Below are 24,122 nucleotides of genomic sequence, written 5' to 3'. Positions count from 1 at the left end.
TTACTTGGGTGGGATGTGCGAAGTGGCTACAGGTTCAGACAGGTTTGCAGGGAAAAAAGGAAAAGCTGTCAAAAGTAGCCCCGTGTTCGGACAGGTTTGATGTCAAAAGAGGAAAAGCTGTCTGAAGAAGCCTGAAGTTCTGACAGGTTTGGTGTGAAAAGAGGAAAAGCTGTCAGAAGTAGCCCGGTGTTCGGACAAGTTTGAAGGAAGAAGTGGAAAAGCTGTCTGAAGTAGCGCCAAGTTCGGACGGGTTTGGAGGAAGAAGTGGAAAAGCTGTCAGAAGTAGCGCCAAGTTCGGACGGGTTTGGAGGAAGAAGTGGAAAAGCTGTCAGAAGTAGCCCCAAGTTCGGACAGGTTTGAAGGAAGAAGAGGAAAAGCTGTCAGAAGCCGAGCTTGAGCTTTACGGCGGATAACGAATTTCTCCCAATAAGGTGTTATAGGAGGGTTAAAATGAAAGTACGCGATAGAGGGGTTGTGGTTGGCAGGATGTCCCCCGGGAGCAATAACTGCATAACCGATGTGACTGGTGTCAAAGTCGGACATGAAACACTGGATTATACATTGGATGACAAAGGCGAGGGGTATGCATGCACTGGTGTTACGGCCATCCTGCCGCATGCCGGAAATGTATTCAAAGAGAAAGTGACTGCTGCCAGCTACGTCCTTAATGGATTTGGGAAAACGACTGGCCTCGTCCAGGTGAATGAGCTCGGAACGATCGAGGCTCCCATTATGCTGTCAAATACATTTGCGGTACCTGCTGTTACTCAGGGGACGCTGGAGTATATGCTTTCTGAAAATGAAGATATTGGTGAGACGACGGGTACCATTAATATTGTCGTCGGTGAATGCAATGATAGCTATTTAAACTCAATTCGCCATTTTCCAGTCAAACCTGAACATGCAAAAGAAGCGATTAAAAAAGCTTCCACCATGCCAGCAGAAGAAGGTGCTGTCGGAGCGGGAAAAGGTATGGTTTGCTTCGGTCATAAAGGCGGTATTGGAACAGCATCACGGGTTGTAAAAAGTGCCGACACTTATACTATTGGCTGTCTGGTGCTCAGCAATTTCGGCAAAAAAGAAGAGTTCATGGCAGGGAAATATGGGATTGAATCAATAATGTCAGGATTATCCGAGACGGCAGACGGTTCCATCATCATCGTCCTTGCTACAAATGCCCCGTTAAGTGACCGCCAGTTGTTACGCCTGGCAAAGAGGTGCGGAATTGGCCTGGGCCGAACTGGGAGTCATTTCAGTCATGGAAGCGGCGATATTGTGATTGCTTTTTCTACAGCCAATCAAACAATGCATTACACCGACGGATTTATTCAATCAATCAACCTGATTAGGGATGACCATCCATTGATGAACGAACTGTTCGCGGCTGCAGCAGAAGCAACCGAGGAAGCAATCCTGAATTCATTATCACAGGCTGAAACCACTAAAGGCAGAAAAGGAAGAGTGGTTGAAGCTTATCCTTTTTTGTAGGCAATTTTAAATAAAATATGATAAGTTTAAAAAAACATATCTTGGAAGGAGAGATACATATGCGAGACAAAGAGACTAGGAAGCAGGAGATTCTTGACGCTTTCCATTTTAGGCATGCCACAAAGGAATTTGATCCAAGTAAAAAGATTCCAGAGGAAGACTTCCGTTTTATCCTGGAGACCGGCCAGCTATCACCAAGTTCTTTTGGCTTTGAACCTTGGCGCTTTCTTGTTGTCCAGAGTGAAGAGCTTCGGGAGAAAGTTAAGAATACCGCCTGGGGAGCATTTGGCAAGCTTCCGGAAGCAAGCCATTTTGTGATTATCCTTGCGAGGACTAAACTTGATACAAAATACGATTCTGAATATCTGCAGGATCATTTTAGAAATAAGAAGAAAATGCCTGAGGAATTCATGGCCAATTACCTCAAGCGAATCGAGGAATTCCAGAAGACTGATTTTAAACTGCTCGACGGAGACCGCCCGCTATTTGATTGGGCGTGCAGGCAGACGTATATCGTCCTGGCTAATATGATGACGGCGGCAGCGCAAATTGGCATTGATTCATGTCCGATTGAAGGCTTCAATTTCGATAAGATGAACAAACTTCTGGCAGATGAGGGATTGCTTGACGATGGCCATTTCGGAATTTCCGTCATGTGTGCCTTCGGCTACCGGGTAAAAGAGCCTAATCCAAAAACAAGAAGACCATTGGATGACATAGTTAAATGGGTATAGTGTAGCCTCTATTAAAGCAAAAGAGCCAGGCGTCTGCCTGGCTCTAACTTTTTATTTGATATCTTTTAAAGTTTCACGGTATTCCTTTCCCTTTTGAACATATGTATCGATCGATAATTGAATCAGCTCCAAATCCTTCTCGCTGATTTCCCTCACAACTTTTCCAGGTGCTCCGACAACAAGTGAGCGGGGTGGTATTTTTTTGCCTGCAGGAATCAATGTATTGGCACCGATAATGCATTCCTCGCCGATTTCAGCTCCGTCAAGGATTGTTGAACCCATGCCGATAATGCATTTTTTCTTGATGGTGCATCCATGCAGGATTGCATTGTGGCCGACGGTGACCTCATCTTCAATGACAAGCGGAGAGCCTTCATACAGATGGCATGTTACGTTATCCTGGATACTGCAGCTTTCTCCTATAGTAATCGTATCTTCATCGCCACGTAAAACTGCATTGAACCACACGCTGGAATTTTTGCCGATTTTCACGTCACCGATGATGTAGCTCCCAGGTGCCTGGAAAACTGTTTCATCTATGACCGGTTTTTTATCTAAATAACTTAGAATCAATGAAAAAATCCCCCTTTTCAATTGTCATAATTTTAGAACTAGTATAACATTAATTTAACGAAGGGGGAATTTTTGTGAATGGAATTACTTCTGTTCTGCGCATAAAATATCCAATCATCCAGGGTGGAATGGGTAACATAAGCAATGCCATTTTAACAGCGGGTGTTTCCGAAGCGGGCGGCCTGGGCACAATAGGTGCCGGAACGATGCATGCTGAAGAAGTTGAGCAAATTATTCTTGAAACAAAATCGAGGACATCAAAACCTTTTTCTGTGAATGTGGCCTTAAGTGTTTCTCCGAATGTGGTGGAGATCCTGCGCTTGGCAGTCAAACATAAGGTTCAAGTAGTAACTTTATCAGCGGGTAATCCTGCACCTTTCATTCCAAAGCTAAAAGAGGCTGGAATCAAGATTATTACTGTTGTAGCGTCTGTAAAACAAGCCAAAAAAGCGGAAGCTGCAGGTGCTGATATTTTAGTGGCTGAGGGATATGAAGCTGCAGGGATTAACTCGAACCTGGAAACGACGACATTGGCGCTGATTCCTCAAATTGTCGCCCAGGTAAACATTCCGGTTGTAGCGGCAGGGGGAATTGGGGACGGAAAGGGCCTTGCAGCCATGCTTGCACTTGGAGCGAGCGGTGTACAGATGGGAACGAGGTTCATCGCCACAAAGGAAGCTCCGTTCCATGAAAAGTATAAGCAAAAGCTTTTGCAGGCAAGCGACCATGAAACGGTCATAGTCGGCAGATCTGTCGGAAGAATCCGCAGGCTGCTGAATACTTCTTATGCAGGAAAACTGCTGGAAGCTGAAAAGCAGGGAATTACCGTAGAAGAGTTTGCCGAACTGACGACTGAGGAAATACATAAAAAAGGTGCACTGGAAGGAAGCGAAGAAAACGGATTTATGAATGGAGGCCAGGTATCTGGACTGGTTTCTGATATTCCGACCGTCCAGGAATTATTGGAGCGAATGGTAAAAGAAGCGAAAGAACGCTTGAGAATTGCAACACTCTTATTATAGATTTTTCAAAGCATGCTTCAAATAGGAGCATGCTTTTTTATATTATTGTTTTTTTAATCGGTCTTAATTTCAGGAGCTTTTAAAAGAAAAAAAGGTTAGAAGCTTATAAATACTGAGTTTTACAGCCGCTTTCGTGCATAAAAGCGAAAAAGTTTTATTATTTCTAAAAAATGTCTTGATAGTTTTCTTAAGTGATGGTTTAATAATTAAAAATCATAACATACTAAATTTTCGGAATTTTATTGACTTTAAATTATAGCTGGTGTTAATATAACGTTATATTTACGGTGTCTATAGTGAATATCATACTTTTTGGAATCGCTTTCAAAGATTCTGGAGCTTTTTACCCAACATGAGAGAAGACAGATTCATAATGGTGCGTTCCGGCTGCCTGCTATTTAATATCTACATAGTTTTAGTGCCGGTTTATAAATAATCAAGGGGGATTTTTATGAAAAAATCAGTAAAAGCTATTTCTCTTGTCCTGGCTAGTGCATTGCTTTTGGCAGGATGCGGAGGAAATGAAGCATCAAACGGTTCATCTGACAAAAAGCAATACAAGATTGGCTTGACTCAATTCGCGGAACATCCATCGCTTGATGCCGCAACTGAAGGCTTCAAGAAAGCTCTTGAGGACAAAGGATTCAAAGAGGGAGACAATGTAAAGTATGACTTCCAGAACGCACAGGCAGACATGAATAACACCGCAAGTATCGCGAACAATTTTGTAGGTGACAAGGTCGACCTCATTTTCGCTAACGCTACACCGAGCGCTGTTGCAGCACTAAATGCGACAAAGAACATCCCAATCATCTTCACTTCGGTGACTGACCCTATCGGAGCAGGACTTGTTGAAGCATTCGATAAGCCTGGGGACAATATCACAGGTACTACCGATAACCATCCTGATGCTACTAAAAAGACGATCGACTTCATGACGAATGAAATAGGTGCCAAGAAAATCGGTGTAATTTACAACGCTGGTGAACAGAACTCAGAGGTCCAGCTGAAGGAAGTCAAGAAGCTTGCGGAAGCGAATGGAGCGAAGGTTGTTGAAGCGTCAATCTCTACATCAGCTGAAGTTAAGCAGGCTGCAGAATCCCTAGTTGGACGTGTGGATGCCATCTATGTTCCTACAGATAACACGGTCGTTTCTGCACTTGAATCTGTCATTTCTGTAGCCAATGGAAAAAAAATCCCGTTATTTGTTGGAGAGCTTGATTCAATGAAGCGCGGCGCAGTTGCAGCCAGCGGTTTCAATTACTATGACATCGGTTACCAGTCAGGCTTGATGGCTGCTGAAATTTTATCTGGCAACAAGAAAGCATCTGAGATCCCTGTTGAACTTCCGAAATCTTTAACACTGACAATCAACAAAAAAGCTGCTGAGGAGCAGGGTGTTGAAGTCAAGGAAGAATGGGGAGACGACGCAGAGTTTTACGAAGAATAAGAGAAAGGATGATTCAACTTGTTTACTTCAATATTTGGAGCATTTGAGTCAGGCATCATTTATGCCATCATGGCTCTGGGTGTATACTTATCCTTTCGGGTACTGGATTTTCCTGATTTGACGGTTGATGGCAGCTTTGTAACTGGAGCTGCGGTCGCTGCTATCTTGATTGTGAATGGTGCAAATCCTTTCGCTGCTACAATGGTAGCCATGGTTGCCGGTTTCATCGCTGGGTGCTTAACAGGCATCATCCATACAGTCGGAAAGGTGAATGCACTTCTGTCGGGGATTCTGTTGATGATTGCCTTGTATTCTATCAATTTAAGAATCATGGGTAAATCGAATGTCCCCCTGTTGAACACTGATACGGCGATGACCGCAGTGAGGGACTTTTTCGATAAGACGGGAATCGATGGATTTTTCAATGGCATTTTAACGGCTATCGGGCTGGGAGACAGTCTTCCGCGGACTTGGGGGATCCTATTGTTCATGATTGTAGTGACATTGGCAATTAAATTCCTTACTGATGCATTCCTTAAGACAGAACTTGGACTTGCAATCAGGGCAACCGGTGATAACAAAAGGATGATCCGCAGTTTCTCATCCAATACAAACCTGATGATTATCCTTGGCCTTGGCCTTTCGAATGCGATGGTAGCTTTTTCTGGGGCTTTGATCGCGCAACAGGGTGGTTTCGCAGACGTCGGTATGGGTATCGGGATGATTATCATTGGTCTAGCTTCTGTCATTATTGGTGAGGCCCTATTCGGTACAAAATCGATTGCTAGAACAACGCTTGCTGTCATTGGCGGGGCTATCATCTATCGAATCGTAGTCACACTGGCACTAAGGGTAGAGTTCCTTGAGCCAGGCGACATGAAGCTGATCACAGCGATTATCGTCATATTGGCACTGACTGCGCCGAAAATGATAGAAAGCTACAAAGAGAAAAAACGGAAGGTAAAAAGACAGCTTGAAAACATGCAAATGGTAGCTGTTCCTTCTGAGGGAAAGGGTGAGGCTGGTGCTGCACTTAAATCAGATTCATAGAGTCTTCAATGAGGGTACTCCAGATGAAAAAATCGCCCTGGATAATATTAATCTCACACTGGATAAAGGAGACTTTGTTACAGTCATAGGCAGTAACGGTGCCGGAAAGTCGACGTTAATGAACATTATTTCCGGTGTAATGCTTCCAGACCATGGGCAGGTGGAACTGGACGGTAAGGATGTAACCTACATGACCGAATACAACCGCTCAAAAATGATCGGTCGTGTCTTCCAGGATCCGATGGCAGGTACTGCTCCGAGTATGACCATTGAAGAAAACCTTGCGATTGCTTATTCACGGAACAAGCGCCGCTCGCTTCGCCTAGGCGTCACGAAAAAACGCCGTGAGCTTTTCCAGGAGGTGCTTGAGTCGCTGCACCTCGGGCTTGAAGACCGGCTGAATGCCAAGGTTGGGATGTTATCAGGCGGTGAGCGGCAGGCGCTTTCCCTGCTGATGGCGACATTCACGGAACCATCGATCCTATTACTGGATGAGCATACCGCGGCACTCGATCCTGCAAGAGCCGAGTTGATTACCAATTTAACACAAGAAATCGTCGACAAATACCATCTCACTACGCTCATGGTCACGCATAACATGCAGCAAGCACTCGATCTCGGCAACAGGCTGATCATGATGGACAAAGGCCAGATCATCCTTGAAGTCAATGAAGAACAAAAAGCTAAGCTGTCAATCGAAGACTTGCTCAACGAGTTCCAGCGCATCCGCGGAACAAAAATGGCAAGCGACCGGGCTTTATTAAGCTAAACAAACAAGCCTATTTAATAAAAAATATTTGCAGATTATAAAAAAAGTCGGAATGTTCCATCCTTTTGGAATGATTCCGGCTTTTTTTCGATTTAGTCTTATTTATTTTGTAAAAGGTTTAATAGCACTAGGTTGATTGGAACGGAAGGTGCGTAGACTCCTCCGAAAATGCTAACGCATTTTCCTCGTGCGTGGGCAGGTTCGAGGATGCTCAATCAATGTCCTGCGGGATCAGCGGGACAGGTGAGACCCCGCAGGCGCTTTAGCGCTGAGGAGGCTCACCGCACGCCCCAGGAAGAATTCGCTCTTTGAAAAAGCCGGCATTATGGATTTTTCATAATTCTTCCCGCGGAAAGCGAAGCAACCTGGAGTGGAAATCAACCGTCCAATTTAACAAAGCTATCCTGTAAGGACTTCATCAGTGGAGTGGTAATACAAATGTTAGTACGAAAGTTAATAGTTAATTATTATATCAAAATTATTTTTAAGAAAATACCAAAATTTCTTACAATTTATTGACCATTTATTTAACGAAATGTTATGATAACGTTAAATAAACGTTATACATATTTGCAACTTGGAAAGGTGGGATATGATGCGAGATGGTTTGATAGCTGGGCGAACGGCCTCCATCGATGTCATTGTTACACCAGAAATGTTTGCCCGCTTTGAGGGAAAAGTCGTCCATCCAGTATACTCCACTGTATCGATGGTGTATCACATGGAGTGGGTATCGCGGCAAATTATAGTTCCTTTTTTAGAGGATCATGAAGAAGGTATGGGCGGCGCGGTAACAGTTAAACACATAGCTCCATGTATTGAAGGGGGCGAGGTTACCGTAACTGCAACCGTCACAGGCCTTCAAGCCAATACCATTCTTACCAATGTACGGGCAGAAAGTAAGGGTCGCCTTATAGGAGTGGGGGAAGTAAAGCAAGTGGTCCTTCCTAAAGAAAAGATAAATGAATTACTTACAGGCAGCTAAAAATTTTTGCGCAAAAATGTAAGCGCTAACATGGTTTAACGGAATAAAGGGGGAAAGAACAATGGATATGTTTGAACAAATTCGTGAGCACGAGCAGGTTGTATTTTGTAATGATGAAGCAACTGGATTAAAGGCGATCATTGCGATTCATAGTACACGGTTAGGGCCAGCATTGGGCGGTTGCCGTATGTATCCTTATAAATCAGTTGACGATGCATTAGAAGACGTACTGCGGCTTTCAAAAGGCATGACCTATAAATGCGCTGCGGCTGATGTGGATTTCGGTGGAGGAAAGGCAGTTATAATTGGCGATCCTACAACAGATAAGAGCCCAGAATTGTTCAGGGCATTTGGCCAGTTTGTTGAGTCGATCCAGGGACGTTTCTATACAGGAACCGACATGGGCACAGATCCAGAAGATTTTGTCCATGCATTAAAAGAAACAAATTGCATCGTTGGTGTAGATGAAGTATATGGCGGAAGCGGTGATTCATCAGTACCAACGGCTCAAGGTGTCATCTTTGGATTGCAGGCAACAAGCAAAGCTCTTTGGGATACGGATGATTTGTCCGGAAAATCCTATGCGATCCAGGGGCTGGGAAAGGTAGGCTACAAGGTAGCAGAGTATCTTCTTGATAATGGCGCAGACCTGTATGTTACGGACATTAATCAAAAAGCAATCGACCAGATCGTTAAGAAAGCGGAAGAAATGGGAGCAGGAATCAAAGTCGTTAACAGTGACGAAATTTATTCCCAGCCTGCTGATATTTTCATACCGTGCGCTATGGGCGGAATCATCAATGATGACACAATTCCACAGCTTCAGGTAAAAGCAGTCGTTGGCTCTGCGAACAATCAGCTGAAGGAAGAACGTCATGGTCACATCCTTCAGGAGAAGGGTATCCTTTACGCGCCTGATTACATCGTCAATGCTGGCGGATTGATCCAGGTGGCGGATGAGCTGTATTCACCAAATAAGGAACGAGTTTTGAAGAAGACGAAGGCTATCTATAATTCTCTGTTAAATATTTATAAGCAGGCAGAGCGGGAGGGAATCACGACTGTTGAAGCCGCTAATAAATTTTGCGAAAACCGCATTGAAGCCAGAACAAGACGAAACAGCTTCTTCTCTCATATGAAGCGTCCAAAATGGGCAGTGAGAATGTAATAGAATCATAGACTTTTAAAAAAGGGTGAGCCGATGGAAAAGGATTTTCCGATTTTTCAAGTGATGGACCAAAACGGAAACATTGTTTCTGAGGATTATAAGGATTTGGTGACCGAAGAGCGAGTGAAGAAGTTCTATTCGGAAATGGTAAGGATCCGGACGCTGGACAGGAAGTCTATCAGTCTTCAGCGCCAGGGGCGTATTGGGACGTACGCGCCATTTGAAGGGCAGGAGGCTTCCCAGGTTGGAACCGCTCTTGCACTAGAAAGTGATGACTGGATGTTCCCGACGTACCGAGACCACGGTGCTGCCATGGTGTTCGGCCACTCTCTGAGGAATATATTGCTGTTCTGGAATGGACGAAATGAAGGCTGTGTCCCGCCGGATGGGAAAAAGATCTTCCCGCCCGCCATCCCAATTGCAACCCAGATTCCACATGCTGCAGGGGCAGCTTTTGCTGAAAAACAAAAAGATACAAAGAATGCGGCGATTTGTTATTTCGGTGATGGAGCGACTTCGGAAGGTGATTTTCATGAAGGCTTGAACTTTGCAAGTGTCTTCAAATCTCCGGTCGTATATTTTTGTCAGAATAATCAATACGCAATTTCAGTTCCAATCAGCAAGCAGATGAACTCCGCAACCATTGCGCAAAAAGCGTTAGCGTATGATATTCCCGGCGTGAGGATTGATGGCAACGATATTTTTGCCGTTTTTGCTGAAACGGAAAAGGCACTTAAGCGTGCCCGCAATGGCGAAGGCCCGACACTGATTGAAGCGATGACGTGGCGGTATGGATCACATACAACTGCGGATGACGCATCGAAATATCGTGACCAGGGAGAAAGTGCGCTGAAGCGTATGGAAACTGATCCATTGTTAAGGCTTGAACGCTGGATGAAAAACGAAGGACTTTACGATGAAGCATGGGTGAAGGAAATAGAAGCGCAGGCAGCTGCTGAAATTGATGCAGCTGTACAGGAAATGGAAAAGTTCCCTAAAGCTGACCCGGCAGTGATCTTTGATTATGTTTTCGAAAAGCCTACATGGACAATTGAGAAACAAAAGCGGGAATACCTTGAGCTGATCGGAGGAGAGGCTTGATGAATACGGCAATACAGACAAAGACCTTGACGCTTGTCCAGGCGATTACCGATGGACTGGATACGATGCTCGGTGAAAGCAAGGATGTCATCCTCCTCGGTGAGGATATCGGAAAAAATGGCGGGGTATTCCGCGCGACTGATGGTCTTCAGGAGAAATATGGAGAGGACCGCGTAGTAGATACTCCTTTGAGTGAAGCAGGTTTTGTAGGGGCAGCGATTGGCATGGCCGTTAATGGATTCCGACCCGTGGTGGAAATTCAATTCCTGGGCTTCATTTATCCTGCTTATGAACAAATCATGACCCATGCTTCGAGGCTGCGAATGAGGACATTGGGGCATTTTACCGTGCCAATGGTTATCCGAGCTCCTTATGGCGCCGGTGTACGTGCACCTGAAATCCATTGTGACAGCACGGAATCCCTTTTTACCCATATGCCGGGAATGAAGGTGGTCTGCCCATCCAATGCCTATGACGCCAAAGGCCTGATGATCGCTGCAATTGAAGATCCGGACCCTGTCCTCTTTTTAGAGCCAATGAGAAGTTATCGTTCCTCACGCGGTGAGGTTCCGGAAGGGAAGTATACAGTTGAAATAGGAAAAGGAAAGAAATTGACCGAAGGCGACGATGTAACGGTTATTGCCTGGGGCGCGATGATACCGGTAGCGATGAAGGCTGCAGAAGATATGAAACAAAAGGGTGTCCAGTGTGAGGTCCTTGATCTGAGGACACTTTATCCAATTGACAAAGATCTTGTCATAGAGTCAGTACAGAAGACAGGACGAACGGTGATTGTCCATGAAGCACATGCAACGGGAGGCACTGGCAGTGATTTGATCTCCCTGATCAATGATGAGGCATTCCTTTATCAAAAGGCTCCGGCCGAAAGAGTTACAGGCTATGATACGCCTGTTCCGTATTTTGGGTTTGAAGATCATTATCTGCCGACTCCGAAAAGAGTCGCAGCTGCAATCGAGAAAGTAATGAAGTTTTAGGAGGCGTGCCGATGGTTGAAGTAAAGCTCCACGACATTGGGGAAGGCATGACCGAAGCGGACATCAATTGTTACCTGGTGAAACCAGGAGATTTCGTCAAGGCTGATGATCCATTGGTTGAAGTCCAGACAGACAAGATGACCGCAGAGATTCCCGCTCCCCGCTCAGGTGTAATTAAAGAACTATTGCTAACCCCGGGGCAAACGGTAAAGGTAGGGACTACCCTGCTGATCATAGAGGAAAGTTCCGGTGGAGTCCAAACTAGCGAGTCCCAGAAGGTCGCTGATGTTGTAAAAACAGAAGCCAAACCTGAAGAAACTGCAGTAGCTGTATTGGACAGACCCGCTGGAGTCAAGGTGCCTGTAGGTGTAAGTGCGCGACTTGGACAGATTCTGGCCTCTCCCTATACGCGGAAAGTTGCCCGTGAAAATGCCGTTAACATTATGGAAGTAAAAGGAACCGGACCAGCAGGCCGGATTACCGAAGAAGATATATTGGCCTTTGTTAAATTAAGAGAGCACGGGGTTTCGAGCACTTCGGAAGCTGGTTCCGAACAGGAGATTCCGAACATTTCGCAACCTGCTTCTGAACAAGAGGTTCCGAACGTTTCAAAACCTGCTTCCGAACCGAAGGCTCCGAAGGTTTCGGAAGTGGGTTCTGAAGAAAGGGCTCCGACCGAAAATAAGCTCAGCCACCAGGATATACTGCCATTCCGCGGCCGCCGCAAGCAGATTGCGAAAAAGATGGTCCAATCCATGTATACGATCCCTCACTGTACCCACTTTGAGGAAATAGATGTTAGCGAGTTGATTGCTTTGCGAGAAGAGATCAAGGGTTCCGGAAGCTCTATATCTGCGACGGCCTTTTTTATTAAAGTCCTGTCAATTGCTTTAAAGGAATTTCCGATCTTTAATGCAAAGCTCGATGAAGAAAACGAAAATATTCAGCTGCTGCGTGAGCATCATATTGGAATTGCCGTAGATACTCCTGAAGGCCTGATTGTGCCGGTTATCAGGAATGTTGAACAAATGAATCTAAAGCAAATTCATGATGAAATGAAGCGTCTGACAAAGCTTGCACTTGATGACAAGCTAACGGTCAAGGATATATCGGGCGGTACATTTACTATTAGCAATGTCGGTCCACTGGGCGGCAGTATTGGAGCAACACCAATCATCCAACATCCGCAGACAGCGCTCGTTTCTTTCCATAAAACAAAGAAACGGCCAGTTGTCACAGATCAAGATGAGATTGCCATCCGTTCAATCATGAATCTGTCAATGGCTTTTGATCACAGAGTCGCAGACGGGGCAACTGCTGTTGCCTATACAAACCGTTTCGCACAGTTGATAGAGAATCCAAAAATGATGCTGTTGGAATTGATGTAACTGGTATTAAGAGTCGATACTTTACCACGCAAAAGCATTATAGCTTTACATCGCGCTCTTGAGAGGGCAGGGATAATTACTATAAAATAATTTTAAATATTATAAATATTCTTCCAGGAGGTTTTACAATGCAAGAGAAAGTTATGGTATCTGGCCAAAGTACTGAGGATTTTTTCCCGGTTCAGGATGTTGACTATTTAGAGCTTTATGTAGGAAACGCCAAGCAGGCGTCTCACTTTTTCCAGACTGCTTTTGGCTTTAAGGTAGTGGCATATTCAGGTCTTGAAACAGGCAACCGTGAAACCACATCCTATGTACTTCAGCAGCGCAAGATTCGTCTGGTTGTGACTGGAACATACAACGATTCATCTCGTGTAGCACAGTTTGTCAAGACTCATGGCGATGGTGTCAAGGATATCGCGCTGGCAGTCGATGATGTCGAGAAGGCATACGAGGGAGCGGTTAAGCGAGGCGCAATCGAAATCCAGCCGCCCCATGAAGTTTCTGATGAGCAAGGTACTTTAAAGAAGGCCGTAATCGGTACATATGGAGATACAATCCATACACTCGTTGAAAGAAAAAATTATAATGGCCTTTTCATGCCTGGCTTTGTTGAATTCGAAACGACTGTTCCTGTGAATGACGCAGGATTCATTGGCATCGACCATGTTGTCGGCAATGTTGAGAGAATGGAAGAATGGGTTAACTATTATGCGAATGTCATGGGCTTCAAGGAAATGAAGCACTTCACTGACAAGGATATCGTGACTGAATACTCAGCGCTGATGTCAAAAGTAATGCACAATGGCGGCCGCATCAAGTTCCCAATCAACGAGCCGGCAGAAGGAAAGCGCAAATCACAAATTCAGGAATACCTTGAATTCTACAACGGCCCAGGCGTCCAGCACCTTGCGATTTTGACAGAGGATATTGTCAGCACAGTAGCACAACTCCGTGAGAATGGAGTGGAATTCCTGAGCACACCTGATTCATACTATGAAATGCTTTCAAAGCGTGTTGGCGAAATTGACGAAGAGATTGATAAGTTAAAAGAACTTAGCATTCTTGTGGACCGGGACGATGAAGGCTATTTGCTGCAAATCTTCACGAAGCCAATCGTAGACCGTCCGACGCTTTTCATTGAAATCATCCAGCGTAAAGGCGCAAGAGGTTTCGGTGAAGGAAACTTCAAGGCTCTATTCGAATCAATCGAGCGTGAACAGGAAAGACGCGGCAACCTTTAATAGCCGGGACAGAAGGGGGCGATTCGCTCCCTTTTCGTTATAAACGGCGACAGAAAAAATGGGGGATGAATATGAATATTAAAGCAAGAGCAGAACTTGAAGGAATCACACCATATGCCCTCGGCCAGACGATTGAGGAAATCAAGGAACAGTATGGAATCACAACAGTAAGAAAGCTTTCGGATAATGAAAATGTCTATGGCACTTCACCAAAGGTCAGAGAAGCAATCATGCAGGCATCTGCTAATCTGGCATTCTATCCAGACGGAATGACAACAGGAATCGTAGAGAAACTGTCATCGCATTATAAATTAGAACAGAAGCATTTTCTTGTTTCGAACGGTTCAGAAGAGATCATTCGCCTGCTTACAAGGGCATATATCAATAAAAATGATGAAGCGGTCATGGCGGAGGTAACTTTTCCTCGCTATAAAACGAATGTACTGATTGAGGGCGGCGTATCTGTCACCGTCCCGATGATCGACGGCAGGCATGATCTTAAAAAAATGCAGGAAGCCATCAACGAAAAAACAAAAATTGTATTCGTCTGCAATCCGAACAATCCGACCGGGACGATCGTCGCCAAACAGGAATTGCTTTCGTTTATCGACAAGGTGCCTTCTAACGTCCTGATCATCATGGATGAGGCTTATTTTGAATATGCGGATTCTGAAGAATACCTTGATACGATGCCGTTGCTTGATCAATATCAAAACATTGTCATCCTAAGGACTTTTTCAAAAATCTATGGACTTGCGAGCCTGCGTGTTGGCTACGGCATCATGCATGAGGAAATTGCCAAGGAGCTCCACAAAGTCAGGGATGTTTTCAATGTCAACCAGCTTGCGCAAGCAGCGGCGGTGGCTGCACTGGAAGACCAGGCATTCATCCAAGATTGCTCTGGTAAAAATAGTGCAGAAAGAGACTTCCTGAGTGCAAAGTTCAAAGAGTTGGGGATTGATAGTTTCCCATCGCAATCCAACTTCCTGTTTGCCTTCACGAACAGGCCGGTCATCCAGACGCTGACGAAAAACGGAGTCCTTGTCAGGCAAATGCAGCTTTCGGGCTACAAGGAAGCATTCCGGATTACTCTCGGCACTCGTGAAGATCATGAGTTCATTCTCCAAATCGTCAGCCAGCTTTTTCATGAAAGGGCGGTGTAAGCCTTGGAAATCAAAACAGATACACTTGAATGGAGAGACGCATACAAGCTTTTGCAAGGCTCTGTCCTGCCGCGGCCAATTGCCTTTGTTTCCAGCCAGGATGAAAACGGGAACGCCAATTTGGCTCCATTCAGTTTCTTTACAGTTATCAGCGCGAATCCGATGATGGTATGCTTTTCGCCAATGAGAAGAGGGACTGATGGGGCGAAAAAGGATACGCTGAAAAACATTGAAAGCACAAAGGAATTTGTTATCAATATTGTCAGTGAGGAGTTCGTCCAGCAGATGAATGACTGCGCTACTGAATTCGGGTCAGATGTCGATGAATTTGAAGCTTCTGGCCTGAACAAGGTCGATAGTGTGGCGATTAAGCCATCACGGGTCAAGGAGTCGAAGGTCCACCTTGAATGTGTTCTGGACCAGGTTCTTCACTTTGGCGGTGAAGAGTCGGGAGCAGGCAGCCTTGTCATCGGCAAGGTCGTTCATGTACATGTCGCCGATGATCTTTATGAAAGCGGGCGCATCAATTCGGAAAAATTGAATCCGGTAGGCAGGCTGGCAGGAGCGACCTACACGCTCCCACTGGCAAAAACCTTTGAGCTGCAAAGGAAATAGGTGATGATATGAAGTTTATAACTTTTATGAAAAAAGACGGTTCAATCCGTGCTGGCTGGATTAATTCGCAGAATCAGGCTGTCGATATGCACGAAGCATCGAACGGTACATTGCCTGACAATATGCTGGCATTCATCGAGAACCATGATGTATTCATGGAGTATATCGAGAAAAATAAAGGTCTGATTGAAACTGGCAGTGGTTCCTATTCTTTGGATGAAGTCAGCTTAAAATCGCCGCTGTCGAATCCGAGGAGTGTCCGTGATTTTTACGCATTCGAGCAGCATGTAAAAACAGCAAGGGAAAACCGAGGCCTTGAAATGATCCCTGAATGGTATGAGATTCCGGTGTTCTATTTTACCAACCATCTTGCCATTAAGGGTCCTGAGGAAGACATCAGGCGCCCACAGAACTGTGAATGGATGGATTACGAACTGGAAATCGCCTGTGTCATCGGCAAGGAAGGCCGTAATATTAAAGCGAAGGATGCCGAACAGCATATTTTTGGCTTTTTTATCATGAATGACTGGAGTGCCCGTGACTTTCAGCGACAGGAAATGAAGGTCGGACTTGGTCCGGCGAAGGGGAAAGATTTCGCTACTTCATTCGGTCCACATTTGGTCACTAAAGATGAGCTGGACTACCTCAAAGCGGGGAAAGGCTATGACCTTGAAATGGTTGCTCGTGTCAACGGCAAAGAGCTGTCCAAGGGAAATATGAAGGACATTTATTATTCATTCGGTGAAATGATCGAGCGTGCATCAGCGGGTACGACTCTGTATCCCGGAGAAGTGATCGGCTCAGGAACAGTCGGAACAGGCTGCATCCTCGAACTAGGAACGGATGTTCATCGCTGGCTTGAACCGGGCGATGTAGTGGAACTAGAGATTACAGGACTCGGTGTCCTGAAAAATAAAATTATAGAAGAGTAGAAAGAAGGTGTTTTCATGTACTACCGCCAGCTGGGAGAAATCCCGAAGAAACGCCATACCATTTTTAAAAAGGAAGATGGTTCGCTGTTCAGGGAGCAGGTAATGGGAACAAAAGGTTTTTCTGGTACACAGTCAATTCTTTATCACCACCATATGCCAACAGAGGTTGTGAGAAGCGAATTGATCGGCAGCTACTTGCCTGAATATGAGGAACAGGGCTCACTGAACCATCGGCACTTCCTGACTGACCAGATCACGAAAAATGGGGACGCGTTAAGTGGGAGAGAATATATCCTCGGCAATGACGATCTTTTGATTGGGTTTGCGAATATTACTGAACCGATGAAGCAATTTTACCGAAATGGCGATGGAGACGAGATGTTCTTTTTCCATCATGGATCCGGCAAGGTAGAAACAATGTTTGGAACAATAAACTATCGCCCTGGTGATTATGTCGTTATTCCAATCGGCACGATGTACAGGGTTGTTCCAGATGATTCCGAGCAGACAAAGGCATTGATTGTTGAATCGTTCAGCCAGATTACTACTCCAAGGCGATATCGCAATGAATATGGGCAGCTGCTCGAGCATAGTCCGTTCTGTGAACGCGATATCAGAGGACCTGAGTCACTGGAAACTTTCTCTGAAAAAGGGGAACATGAAGTCATCACGAAGACACGCGGTCATCTGCACCGCCACGTATTGAACCACCACCCGCTTGACGTTGTTGGCTGGGATGGCTATCTTTATCCATGGGCTTTCAATATTGAGGACTTCGAGCCGATCACGGGACGGATCCATCAGCCACCGCCAGTGCACCAGACATTCGAAGGCCATAATTATGTGGTATGTTCCTTCGTGCCAAGGCTTTACGATTACCATCCTGAAGCGATTCCGGCGCCATATTACCACAGCAACGTAAACAGCGATGAACTGCTTTACTATGTGGAAGGCAATTTCATGAGCCGCAAGGGAATCAAGGAAGGCTCGATTACATTGCACCCAAGCGGAATCCCGCACGGACCACACCCAGGCAAGACAGAAGCAAGCATCGGCAAAAAAGAAACACTAGAGCTAGCGGTCATGATCGATACCTTCCGACCGCTGAAAACAGTAAAGAAAGCCAAGGATATCGAAGACGACCAGTATATGTATACATGGATTGAAAAATAAGTTAAGATGGCCAATTTCGCTAATGAGCGAGTTGGCCTATTTTTGTGGAGAAACTGGAAAAAAACTATGATTTTTTCCAGTTCGCCAATAAAGTTTTATTTTCGCCAATAAACGTGTGAAAATCGCCAATAAAATCATTTTTTCGCCAATAAATATGTGAAAATCGCCAATAAAATTAAATTATCGCCAATAAGTGTTTCTTGCTGACTTAAAATCATTGAGTTTTCTTCAAATAAACAGTTATCCGGATTAAAAACACTAATTTTCTTCAATAAAAATTAGAAATACCTGTTTGGTGAAGCCCAATTCCTCTTAGAGACTAAATAATCGGTTAAAAACTGGCAATACTAACAAAATCGATTACGGATTAGGAGGATATGACGTGACTTTATCTATATTCGCCTTGGGCGGTATTAATGAAATCGGAAAAAATATGTATGTTGTCCAATATGAGGACGATATTTTTGTGATTGACTGTGGTGGGAAGTTTCCTGATGAAAGTCTATTAGGAATCGATTTAATCATTCCGGAAATGACTTACCTTGAAGAAAATCGAGAGAAAATCCGCGGATTGATTGTGACCCATGGACACGAGGACCATATCGGAGGAGTCCCGTATTTCTTCAAGAAACTAAAAGCGCCAGTTTATGCGACAGATTTTACACTCGGGTTAATTGAACTGAAACTTGGTGAGCACAAGCTCCTCAGAGGGACTGAGCTGAATAAAATCAATTCGGACTCAGTAGTGGATTTTGGCAAGGTTAAGGTTTCTTTTTTCAAAGTAAGTCACAGCATCCCAGACTGTATTGGGATTGTATTCCACACTCCAGAGGGGGATGTTGTCCATACAGGAGACTTCAAGTTTGACTTAACGCCTGCTAATGATGAACAATCAGAAATCCATAAAATGGCGAAAATCGGCACTGAGGGTGTCCTCGCCCTGTTATCCGAGAGTACGAATGCTGAGCGTACTGGTTTGACCCCCTCTGAGCGAATGGTCGCGAGCCATCTTGAAGAAGCTTTCATGAAGGCAGATGGAAAAATTTTCGTTTCAACATTTGCCTCTAACGTCAACAGGGTTCAGCAGGTTGTCGAGGCAGCAATAAAGACAAACAGGAAGTTAGCATTGCTAGGCAGGAGTATGGTCAATGTTGTTGATGTGGCCATAGAAAGAGGTTACTTGAACGTTCCTGAAGGAATGCTGATTCAACCAAATGTTGTCGACCAATTGGATCCTGACAAAGTTGCGATTCTTTGTACAGGCAGCCAGGGAGAGCCTATGGCCGCGCTTTCCCGCCTTTCAACCGGAAATTTTCGCGATGTCTCTATTTATCCTGGAGATACAGTCATCATGGCTGCGTCGCCGATTCCCGGGAATGAAAAGGATGTTTCCAAGATTATCGATAATTTGTTCAAACTCGGTGCGAAAGTCATTTATGGCTCCGGCAGCACAACTGGCATGCATGTTTCCGGCCATGGCTACCAGGAAGATCTCAAGCTGATGCTGACCTTGATGAAGCCTAAGTATTTCATCCCGATTCACGGGGAGTACAGGATGCTGCATCACCACCGCTTGCTGGCAGAATCCGTTGGTGTAGAAAAAGGGAATACATTCATTGTTAAAAATGGTGATGTTGTTGACATTGAAAATGGAGAAGCGCGCCAGACCCGTAATGTGCCAGCAGGTGATACGTATGTTGATGGCGTAAGTGTCGGCGATGTTGGTGAAATCGTGCTTAGGGACAGAAAGCAGCTATCCGAGGATGGAATGCTAGTCATTGTCCTGACATTAAGCAAAGCAGAAAGGAAAATTATTTCTGGACCAGATACAATCTCGCGTGGGTTTGTTTTTGTGAAAAATTCCGAAGACCTAATGAGAGATGTGAACAGCATTGTGACGAAAACGGTGACAGAACTTCAGGAAGACAATGTCCATCGGTGGAATGTCATTAAACAGGGCATCAAAAAAGCAGTTGGTCAGCATATCTTCCAAAAAACAAGAAGAAGGCCGATGATTTTACCAATTATTATTGAGATTTAATTTTCATAGTGGACCAGGTACGATACTTTGTGCCTGGTCCATTTTATTGACATGACACTAAAAGGTGTTATATATTTGTAAAGTGACACCAATTAGTGTTATTACATAATGGAGGCTAAAAACATGGATACACAAAGAGAAATACGTAAAAGTATTGTTCTAAATGCGCCAATTGAAAAAGTATGGAAAGCAGTCGCAACATCAGAAGGAATCGAAGCCTGGTGGATGCCAAATACATTTGAAGCCGAAGTTGGCAAAGAGTTCATTCTCCACGCAGGCCCATTTGGTGATTCGCCGTGCAAAGTGACGGAATTGGATCCACCGAATCGTCTGGGTTTTGATTGGGGGAAGGATTGGAACCTTGTATTCGAACTGAAGGAGCTGGAAGGCAAGACAGAGTTCACCTTAATTCACTCAGGTTGGGATCCTGAAAAGGTTACGGAATTTGGACAGCCTCATACGATTATTCAGGGAATCATGGATAATGGATGGGATAAAATCGTTAACGAAGCACTTCCATCCTATATCGAGGGTTAACATGCCATCTTCTGCAGCAAGACATGATGTGTTCCAGGCTGTCGCGGATCCTACTCGACGTAAAATCCTGAAGCTGCTCGCAGACAAGGAGATGCCGGTTGTGTCCCTAACCGAAGAATTTTCGATTACCAGGACGGCTGTCAACAAACACTTATTTGTGTTATCTGAAGCAGGTTTGGTAACAAGTAAGAAAATTGGACGTGAAACCCGCTATTCATTACAGCCAGAACCGCTTCAGGAATTGCAGGAATGGCTTTCGTTTTTCGAGATATATTGGGATAACAAACTTTCAGCACTGAAAAATTTGGTAGAATGTGATGATGACTAAGTTTCAGGTGTCCTGGAAGCCTACATTTCCATTTTGAAAATTTCCGAGCATGGGGTATTCTCCATGCTTTTCACATTCCTGCTTAACAAATGAGTACATAAGGTCTACACTAATAATTATCGATTATTGCATCTTCGAGGAGGGAGCAGAGCATGGATATCAAACTAAATCAAAAACTCATCAAGGATTTATGCGGAACTGTTTCCTTCAAGCGGGGGGATGCGTTTTACCGTGCGGGAAAAGTCGGGTTTACTGACTACGATGAAAATCACGTGAAAGCAACCGTGACAGGGGCGGATGTATTTCATATCACTGTTACGAAAAATGTTGAAGGCCGTTTCGCAGCTGAGTGCACATGTCCGAAGCTTGCGTCTGTCAAACATGAGTGTCAGCATGTGGCCGCAGTATTGCTGGCTATTTTGGATGAGCAAAAGCAAGGGACATCAAATGCAATAAAAAGTAATGAGCGGCCTGGAAATGGGCTTGCAGAAGGACTGCTTACCATTTTCAGTCAAAAACCTCGAAGGAAAAGCGGCCACCAGCTCCACTTTGAAACGAGGAAGACCCTGAACACGATGTTCGGAATCAAGCCGGTTGAAACCAGTGATCAGCAAATGATGCTGGGTGTCTCGATGAGTATTGGTCCAATTAAAATAGAAGATATCTCAGGATTCCTGAAGAGTGTGGCGAGCCGGGAGACTGCATTGCTATCTGACTTGTTCACTTATAACCCGAAGCTTCATTGTTTTCAAAACGATATCGACTCTATCATCAAAATACTTATCCAAATCGTCCATGACTCAGAGTTATCGTTGAAAGATGAGAATGACTCCTCAACCTTGATCATTCCGCCATCCTTTTGGCATCAGCTAGTGCCGCTGCTGGAAAAGGCTCCGGATGTTAAGTTAATAGAGGCGGGCGAAGTTACCGGGCAGTTTTCTATTTCGAACGAAAGGCTGCCGCTTTTGTTTAATTTTGAAAAAATCACGGAGAAAGACTATTCGTTAAAAATTGCTGGTATATCTGATCTTATTGTTCTTCATAAATATGACCTTGTTTGGTTGAAAACCCGGTTGATCCAGCTCAGCACCGAGGATTGCAGCAGATTATTTGAACTGAAAAACGTGCTCGCTCAATCAAGAACAGCTAGCATACCGATTTTACAGGACCAGATGGGTTTCTTTGTGGAAAAAGTTGTACCAGGCCTGCGGCGTATTGGGGAAGTCCAAATAGATGGCGACATAACAAAGCAATTTTTAACAGAGCCGTTGATCGCAAAGCTTTACCTTGATCGGGTGAATAACCGATTACTGGCAGGAATCGAATTCCAGTATGGAAAAATCGTTTTCAATCCGCTCGAGGAGAGGGAACCGAAAGTCAATTCACTGTTAATCAGGGACATGGTCAAGGAGGACCAGATCCTTGAGTTGCTGAATGAAGGTTCTTTCGTGAAAACGGATGGCGGTTATTTTTTGCATAATGAAGAGCTTGAATATGAATTTCTTTATCATCTCATGCCAAAGCTGCAAAAGATTGTACAGGTATACGCTACGACAGCTGTCAGGAATCGGATTTTCAGGGAGCCGGCCAGACCGCAGATTCGAGTCAAGGTAAAAAAAGAGCGGACAAACTGGCTTGAATTCAAATTTGAAATGGATGGGATTCCTGAAAAACATATCAGGGATATCCTTGAAGCTCTTGAAGAAAAACGGAAATATTATCGTTTACGCAATGGGGCATTGATGTCACTGGAAACGAAGGAATGGGAAGAAATCCAGCGTTTCTTGAAGGCAGGTCCAATCCAGGATGAAGATTTGGAAAAGGGGTTAAATGTTCCGATTGTCCGTGGGATGCAAATGCTAGAATCTTTCGAGGATAGATCCATACTGCAGTTAGAGGATTCTTTCCGTAATTTTCTTGATGAAATCAGCACCCCTGGAAAAGTTAAGTTCGATGTCCCTGATAAATTGGAGCCCATTTTACGTGAATACCAGAAACATGGTTTCCAATGGATGAAAACTCTCGCAAGTTACGGATTTGGCGGAATTCTGGCAGATGATATGGGGCTTGGTAAAACACTGCAAAGTATCACATATATTGCTTCAGAACTATCACATGTAAGGAAAAGGGAACAACCCGTCCTGATTGTTTGTCCATCGTCCCTAGTTTATAACTGGCTCAGTGAATTCTTGAAATTCACTCCTGATATTCAGGCAGTCATCATCGATGGCAATAAAGAGGAGCGGTCCAAGCTTTTAAAGGATGTTTCGGGTATTGATGTTGTTATTACTTCCTACATGCTTCTGCGCAGGGATATTCACTTATACGAAAAAATCAATTTTCATAGTGTCTTTTTCGATGAAGCACAAGCGTTCAAAAATCCGTTGACTCAAACGGCAAAAGCAGTGATGAACATACAGGCAGACCACCGCTTCGCGTTGACCGGTACTCCGATTGAAAACTCGATCGAGGAATTATGGTCCATTTTCCGAGTGGTTTTTCCTGAGTTATTCCAGGGGTTGAAGGAATATAGTAACCTGACGAGCAAGGCCATCGCCCGCAGGATTCGTCCATTTTTACTGCGAAGGATAAAGGAAGAAGTGCTTGGGGAGCTACCAGAAAAAATCGAATCAATCGACAGAGTTGAATTGTTGCCTGACGAGAAAAAGCTTTATGCTGCTTATCTAGCAAAGCTTCGCCATCAAACCCTGAAGCAACTGGATAAGAATACGATCAGGAAAAACCGGATCAAAATCCTGGCTGGCCTGACAAGATTAAGGCAGATATGCTGCCATCCAGCCTTGTTTATAGATGGATACAAGGGCAGATCCGCTAAATTTGAACAATTGAAACAAATCATCGAGGAGTCCAGATTTGCCGGGAGAAGGGTGCTCATTTTTTCTCAGTTCACGAAAATGCTTGACTTGATCGGCAAGGAGTTAACATATGAGGGCATTCCTTTTTTCTACTTGGACGGACAAACACCTCCTGAAGATAGAGTGGAAACATGCGAAAAGTTTAACGCAGGAGAACGAGACTTTTTCCTGATTTCTCTGAAAGCAGGGGGCACAGGCTTGAACTTAACAGGAGCTGACACAGTTATCCTTTATGATTTATGGTGGAATCCAGCCGTTGAGGAGCAGGCCGCCGACCGTGCCCACCGAATGGGACAGAAGAATAAAGTCCAGGTCATCAAATTGATCGCCAGAGGAACGATCGAAGAGAAGATGAATGATCTGCAGGACAAAAAGCGGAACATGATCGAAGAAATTATTGAAGAAAAAAGCTCAGCATCCCTGACAGAGGAAGATATCCGCGAAATTTTGCAGATATAGAGAGTTGAGTCATTAATATATTTTAAGATAA

General features: G+C 44.6%; 21 protein-coding genes. 20 read left to right on the top strand and 1 reads right to left on the bottom strand.

What is annotated here, in order from left to right:
- Positions 1–450 precede the first annotated feature (450 nt).
- Positions 451–1,488: a DmpA family aminopeptidase gene (locus TY49_RS14480; RefSeq protein ID WP_041966618.1), complete on the top strand. Its 1,038-nt coding sequence runs from the start codon at positions 451–453 to the stop codon at positions 1,486–1,488.
- A gap of 59 nt (positions 1,489–1,547) precedes the next feature.
- Positions 1,548–2,222 carry an NAD(P)H-dependent oxidoreductase gene (locus tag TY49_RS14475; protein WP_041966617.1) on the top strand — a complete coding sequence of 225 codons (675 nt, stop codon included), beginning with the start codon at positions 1,548–1,550 and terminating at the stop codon, positions 2,220–2,222.
- Between the two features lie 51 nt (positions 2,223–2,273).
- Here TY49_RS14475 and TY49_RS14470 read toward each other — a convergent pair whose 3' ends face one another.
- Entirely contained in the window at positions 2,274–2,795 is a 522-nt protein-coding gene (locus TY49_RS14470) for a gamma carbonic anhydrase family protein (RefSeq protein WP_041966616.1), read from the bottom strand.
- Between the two features lie 74 nt (positions 2,796–2,869).
- On the opposite strand from TY49_RS14470, the gene TY49_RS14465 reads away from it, so the two are divergent.
- The 18 genes from TY49_RS14465 to TY49_RS14380 all read left to right on the top strand — a co-directional run bounded on the left by TY49_RS14465 (position 2,870) and on the right by TY49_RS14380 (position 24,091).
- Complete coding sequence (locus tag TY49_RS14465; protein ID WP_041966615.1) at positions 2,870–3,817, top strand: NAD(P)H-dependent flavin oxidoreductase; 948 nt, start codon at positions 2,870–2,872, stop codon at positions 3,815–3,817.
- Positions 3,818–4,268: 451 nt separating this feature from the next.
- Complete coding sequence (locus TY49_RS14460) at positions 4,269–5,267, top strand: ABC transporter substrate-binding protein (protein ID WP_041966614.1); 999 nt, start codon at positions 4,269–4,271, stop codon at positions 5,265–5,267.
- An 18-nt stretch (positions 5,268–5,285) separates the two neighbouring features.
- Positions 5,286–6,317 (top strand): ABC transporter permease, encoded by a 1,032-nt coding sequence (locus tag TY49_RS14455; RefSeq protein WP_041966613.1) that lies wholly within the window; start codon positions 5,286–5,288, stop codon positions 6,315–6,317.
- Entirely contained in the window at positions 6,292–7,086 is a 795-nt protein-coding gene (locus TY49_RS14450) for an ABC transporter ATP-binding protein (protein WP_041966612.1), read from the top strand. The genes TY49_RS14455 and TY49_RS14450 overlap by 26 nt, the downstream gene beginning before the upstream one ends.
- Before the next feature lie 595 nt (positions 7,087–7,681).
- Positions 7,682–8,071 (top strand): thioesterase family protein, encoded by a 390-nt coding sequence (locus TY49_RS14445; RefSeq protein WP_041966611.1) that lies wholly within the window; start codon positions 7,682–7,684, stop codon positions 8,069–8,071.
- 61 nt (positions 8,072–8,132) lie between these two features.
- Positions 8,133–9,239 (top strand): Leu/Phe/Val dehydrogenase, encoded by a 1,107-nt coding sequence (locus TY49_RS14440; RefSeq protein ID WP_041966610.1) that lies wholly within the window; start codon positions 8,133–8,135, stop codon positions 9,237–9,239.
- A 33-nt stretch (positions 9,240–9,272) separates the two neighbouring features.
- The gene (gene pdhA / locus TY49_RS14435; protein WP_041966609.1) at positions 9,273–10,340 is read left to right on the top strand and encodes a pyruvate dehydrogenase (acetyl-transferring) E1 component subunit alpha; all 1,068 of its coding nucleotides are present in this window, start codon (positions 9,273–9,275) and stop codon (positions 10,338–10,340) included.
- Entirely contained in the window at positions 10,340–11,335 is a 996-nt protein-coding gene (locus TY49_RS14430; RefSeq protein ID WP_041966608.1) for an alpha-ketoacid dehydrogenase subunit beta, read from the top strand. The genes pdhA and TY49_RS14430 overlap by 1 nt, the downstream gene beginning before the upstream one ends.
- A gap of 11 nt (positions 11,336–11,346) precedes the next feature.
- Positions 11,347–12,723 carry a dihydrolipoamide acetyltransferase family protein gene (locus TY49_RS14425; protein WP_041966607.1) on the top strand — a complete coding sequence of 459 codons (1,377 nt, stop codon included), beginning with the start codon at positions 11,347–11,349 and terminating at the stop codon, positions 12,721–12,723.
- A gap of 128 nt (positions 12,724–12,851) precedes the next feature.
- Positions 12,852–13,967 (top strand): 4-hydroxyphenylpyruvate dioxygenase, encoded by a 1,116-nt coding sequence (hppD, locus tag TY49_RS14420; RefSeq protein WP_041966606.1) that lies wholly within the window; start codon positions 12,852–12,854, stop codon positions 13,965–13,967.
- 71 nt (positions 13,968–14,038) lie between these two features.
- Positions 14,039–15,130 (top strand): histidinol-phosphate transaminase, encoded by a 1,092-nt coding sequence (gene hisC, locus TY49_RS14415; RefSeq protein WP_232310459.1) that lies wholly within the window; start codon positions 14,039–14,041, stop codon positions 15,128–15,130.
- A 3-nt stretch (positions 15,131–15,133) separates the two neighbouring features.
- Positions 15,134–15,745: a flavin reductase family protein gene (locus tag TY49_RS14410; protein ID WP_041966604.1), complete on the top strand. Its 612-nt coding sequence runs from the start codon at positions 15,134–15,136 to the stop codon at positions 15,743–15,745.
- Positions 15,746–15,753: 8 nt separating this feature from the next.
- Positions 15,754–16,677, top strand: a complete 924-nt coding sequence (locus tag TY49_RS14405; protein ID WP_041966603.1) for a fumarylacetoacetate hydrolase family protein — start codon at positions 15,754–15,756, stop codon at positions 16,675–16,677.
- Between the two features lie 15 nt (positions 16,678–16,692).
- Positions 16,693–17,850 (top strand): homogentisate 1,2-dioxygenase, encoded by a 1,158-nt coding sequence (locus tag TY49_RS14400; protein WP_041966602.1) that lies wholly within the window; start codon positions 16,693–16,695, stop codon positions 17,848–17,850.
- A 433-nt stretch (positions 17,851–18,283) separates the two neighbouring features.
- On the top strand, positions 18,284–19,891 hold the full coding sequence (locus TY49_RS14395; RefSeq protein ID WP_084135497.1) for a ribonuclease J: 1,608 nt from the start codon (positions 18,284–18,286) through the stop codon (positions 19,889–19,891).
- A gap of 123 nt (positions 19,892–20,014) precedes the next feature.
- Positions 20,015–20,428, top strand: coding sequence for an SRPBCC family protein (locus TY49_RS14390; RefSeq protein WP_156972694.1), 414 nt, complete (start codon positions 20,015–20,017; stop codon positions 20,426–20,428).
- Position 20,429: 1 nt separating this feature from the next.
- A complete protein-coding gene (locus TY49_RS14385; protein ID WP_041966599.1) occupies positions 20,430–20,756 on the top strand; it encodes an ArsR/SmtB family transcription factor in 327 nt (108 codons plus the stop codon).
- A gap of 152 nt (positions 20,757–20,908) precedes the next feature.
- The gene (locus TY49_RS14380; RefSeq protein ID WP_041966598.1) at positions 20,909–24,091 is read left to right on the top strand and encodes a DEAD/DEAH box helicase; all 3,183 of its coding nucleotides are present in this window, start codon (positions 20,909–20,911) and stop codon (positions 24,089–24,091) included.
- The last annotated feature ends 31 nt before the right edge of the window (positions 24,092–24,122 follow it).

The organism is Mesobacillus selenatarsenatis SF-1 (assembly GCF_000813125.1).
Lineage (GTDB): Bacteria > Bacillota > Bacilli > Bacillales > Cytobacillaceae > Mesobacillus > Mesobacillus selenatarsenatis.
The sequence above is the reverse complement of the archived record's forward strand: the minus strand, read 5'-3'. Positions and strand labels throughout refer to the sequence as shown.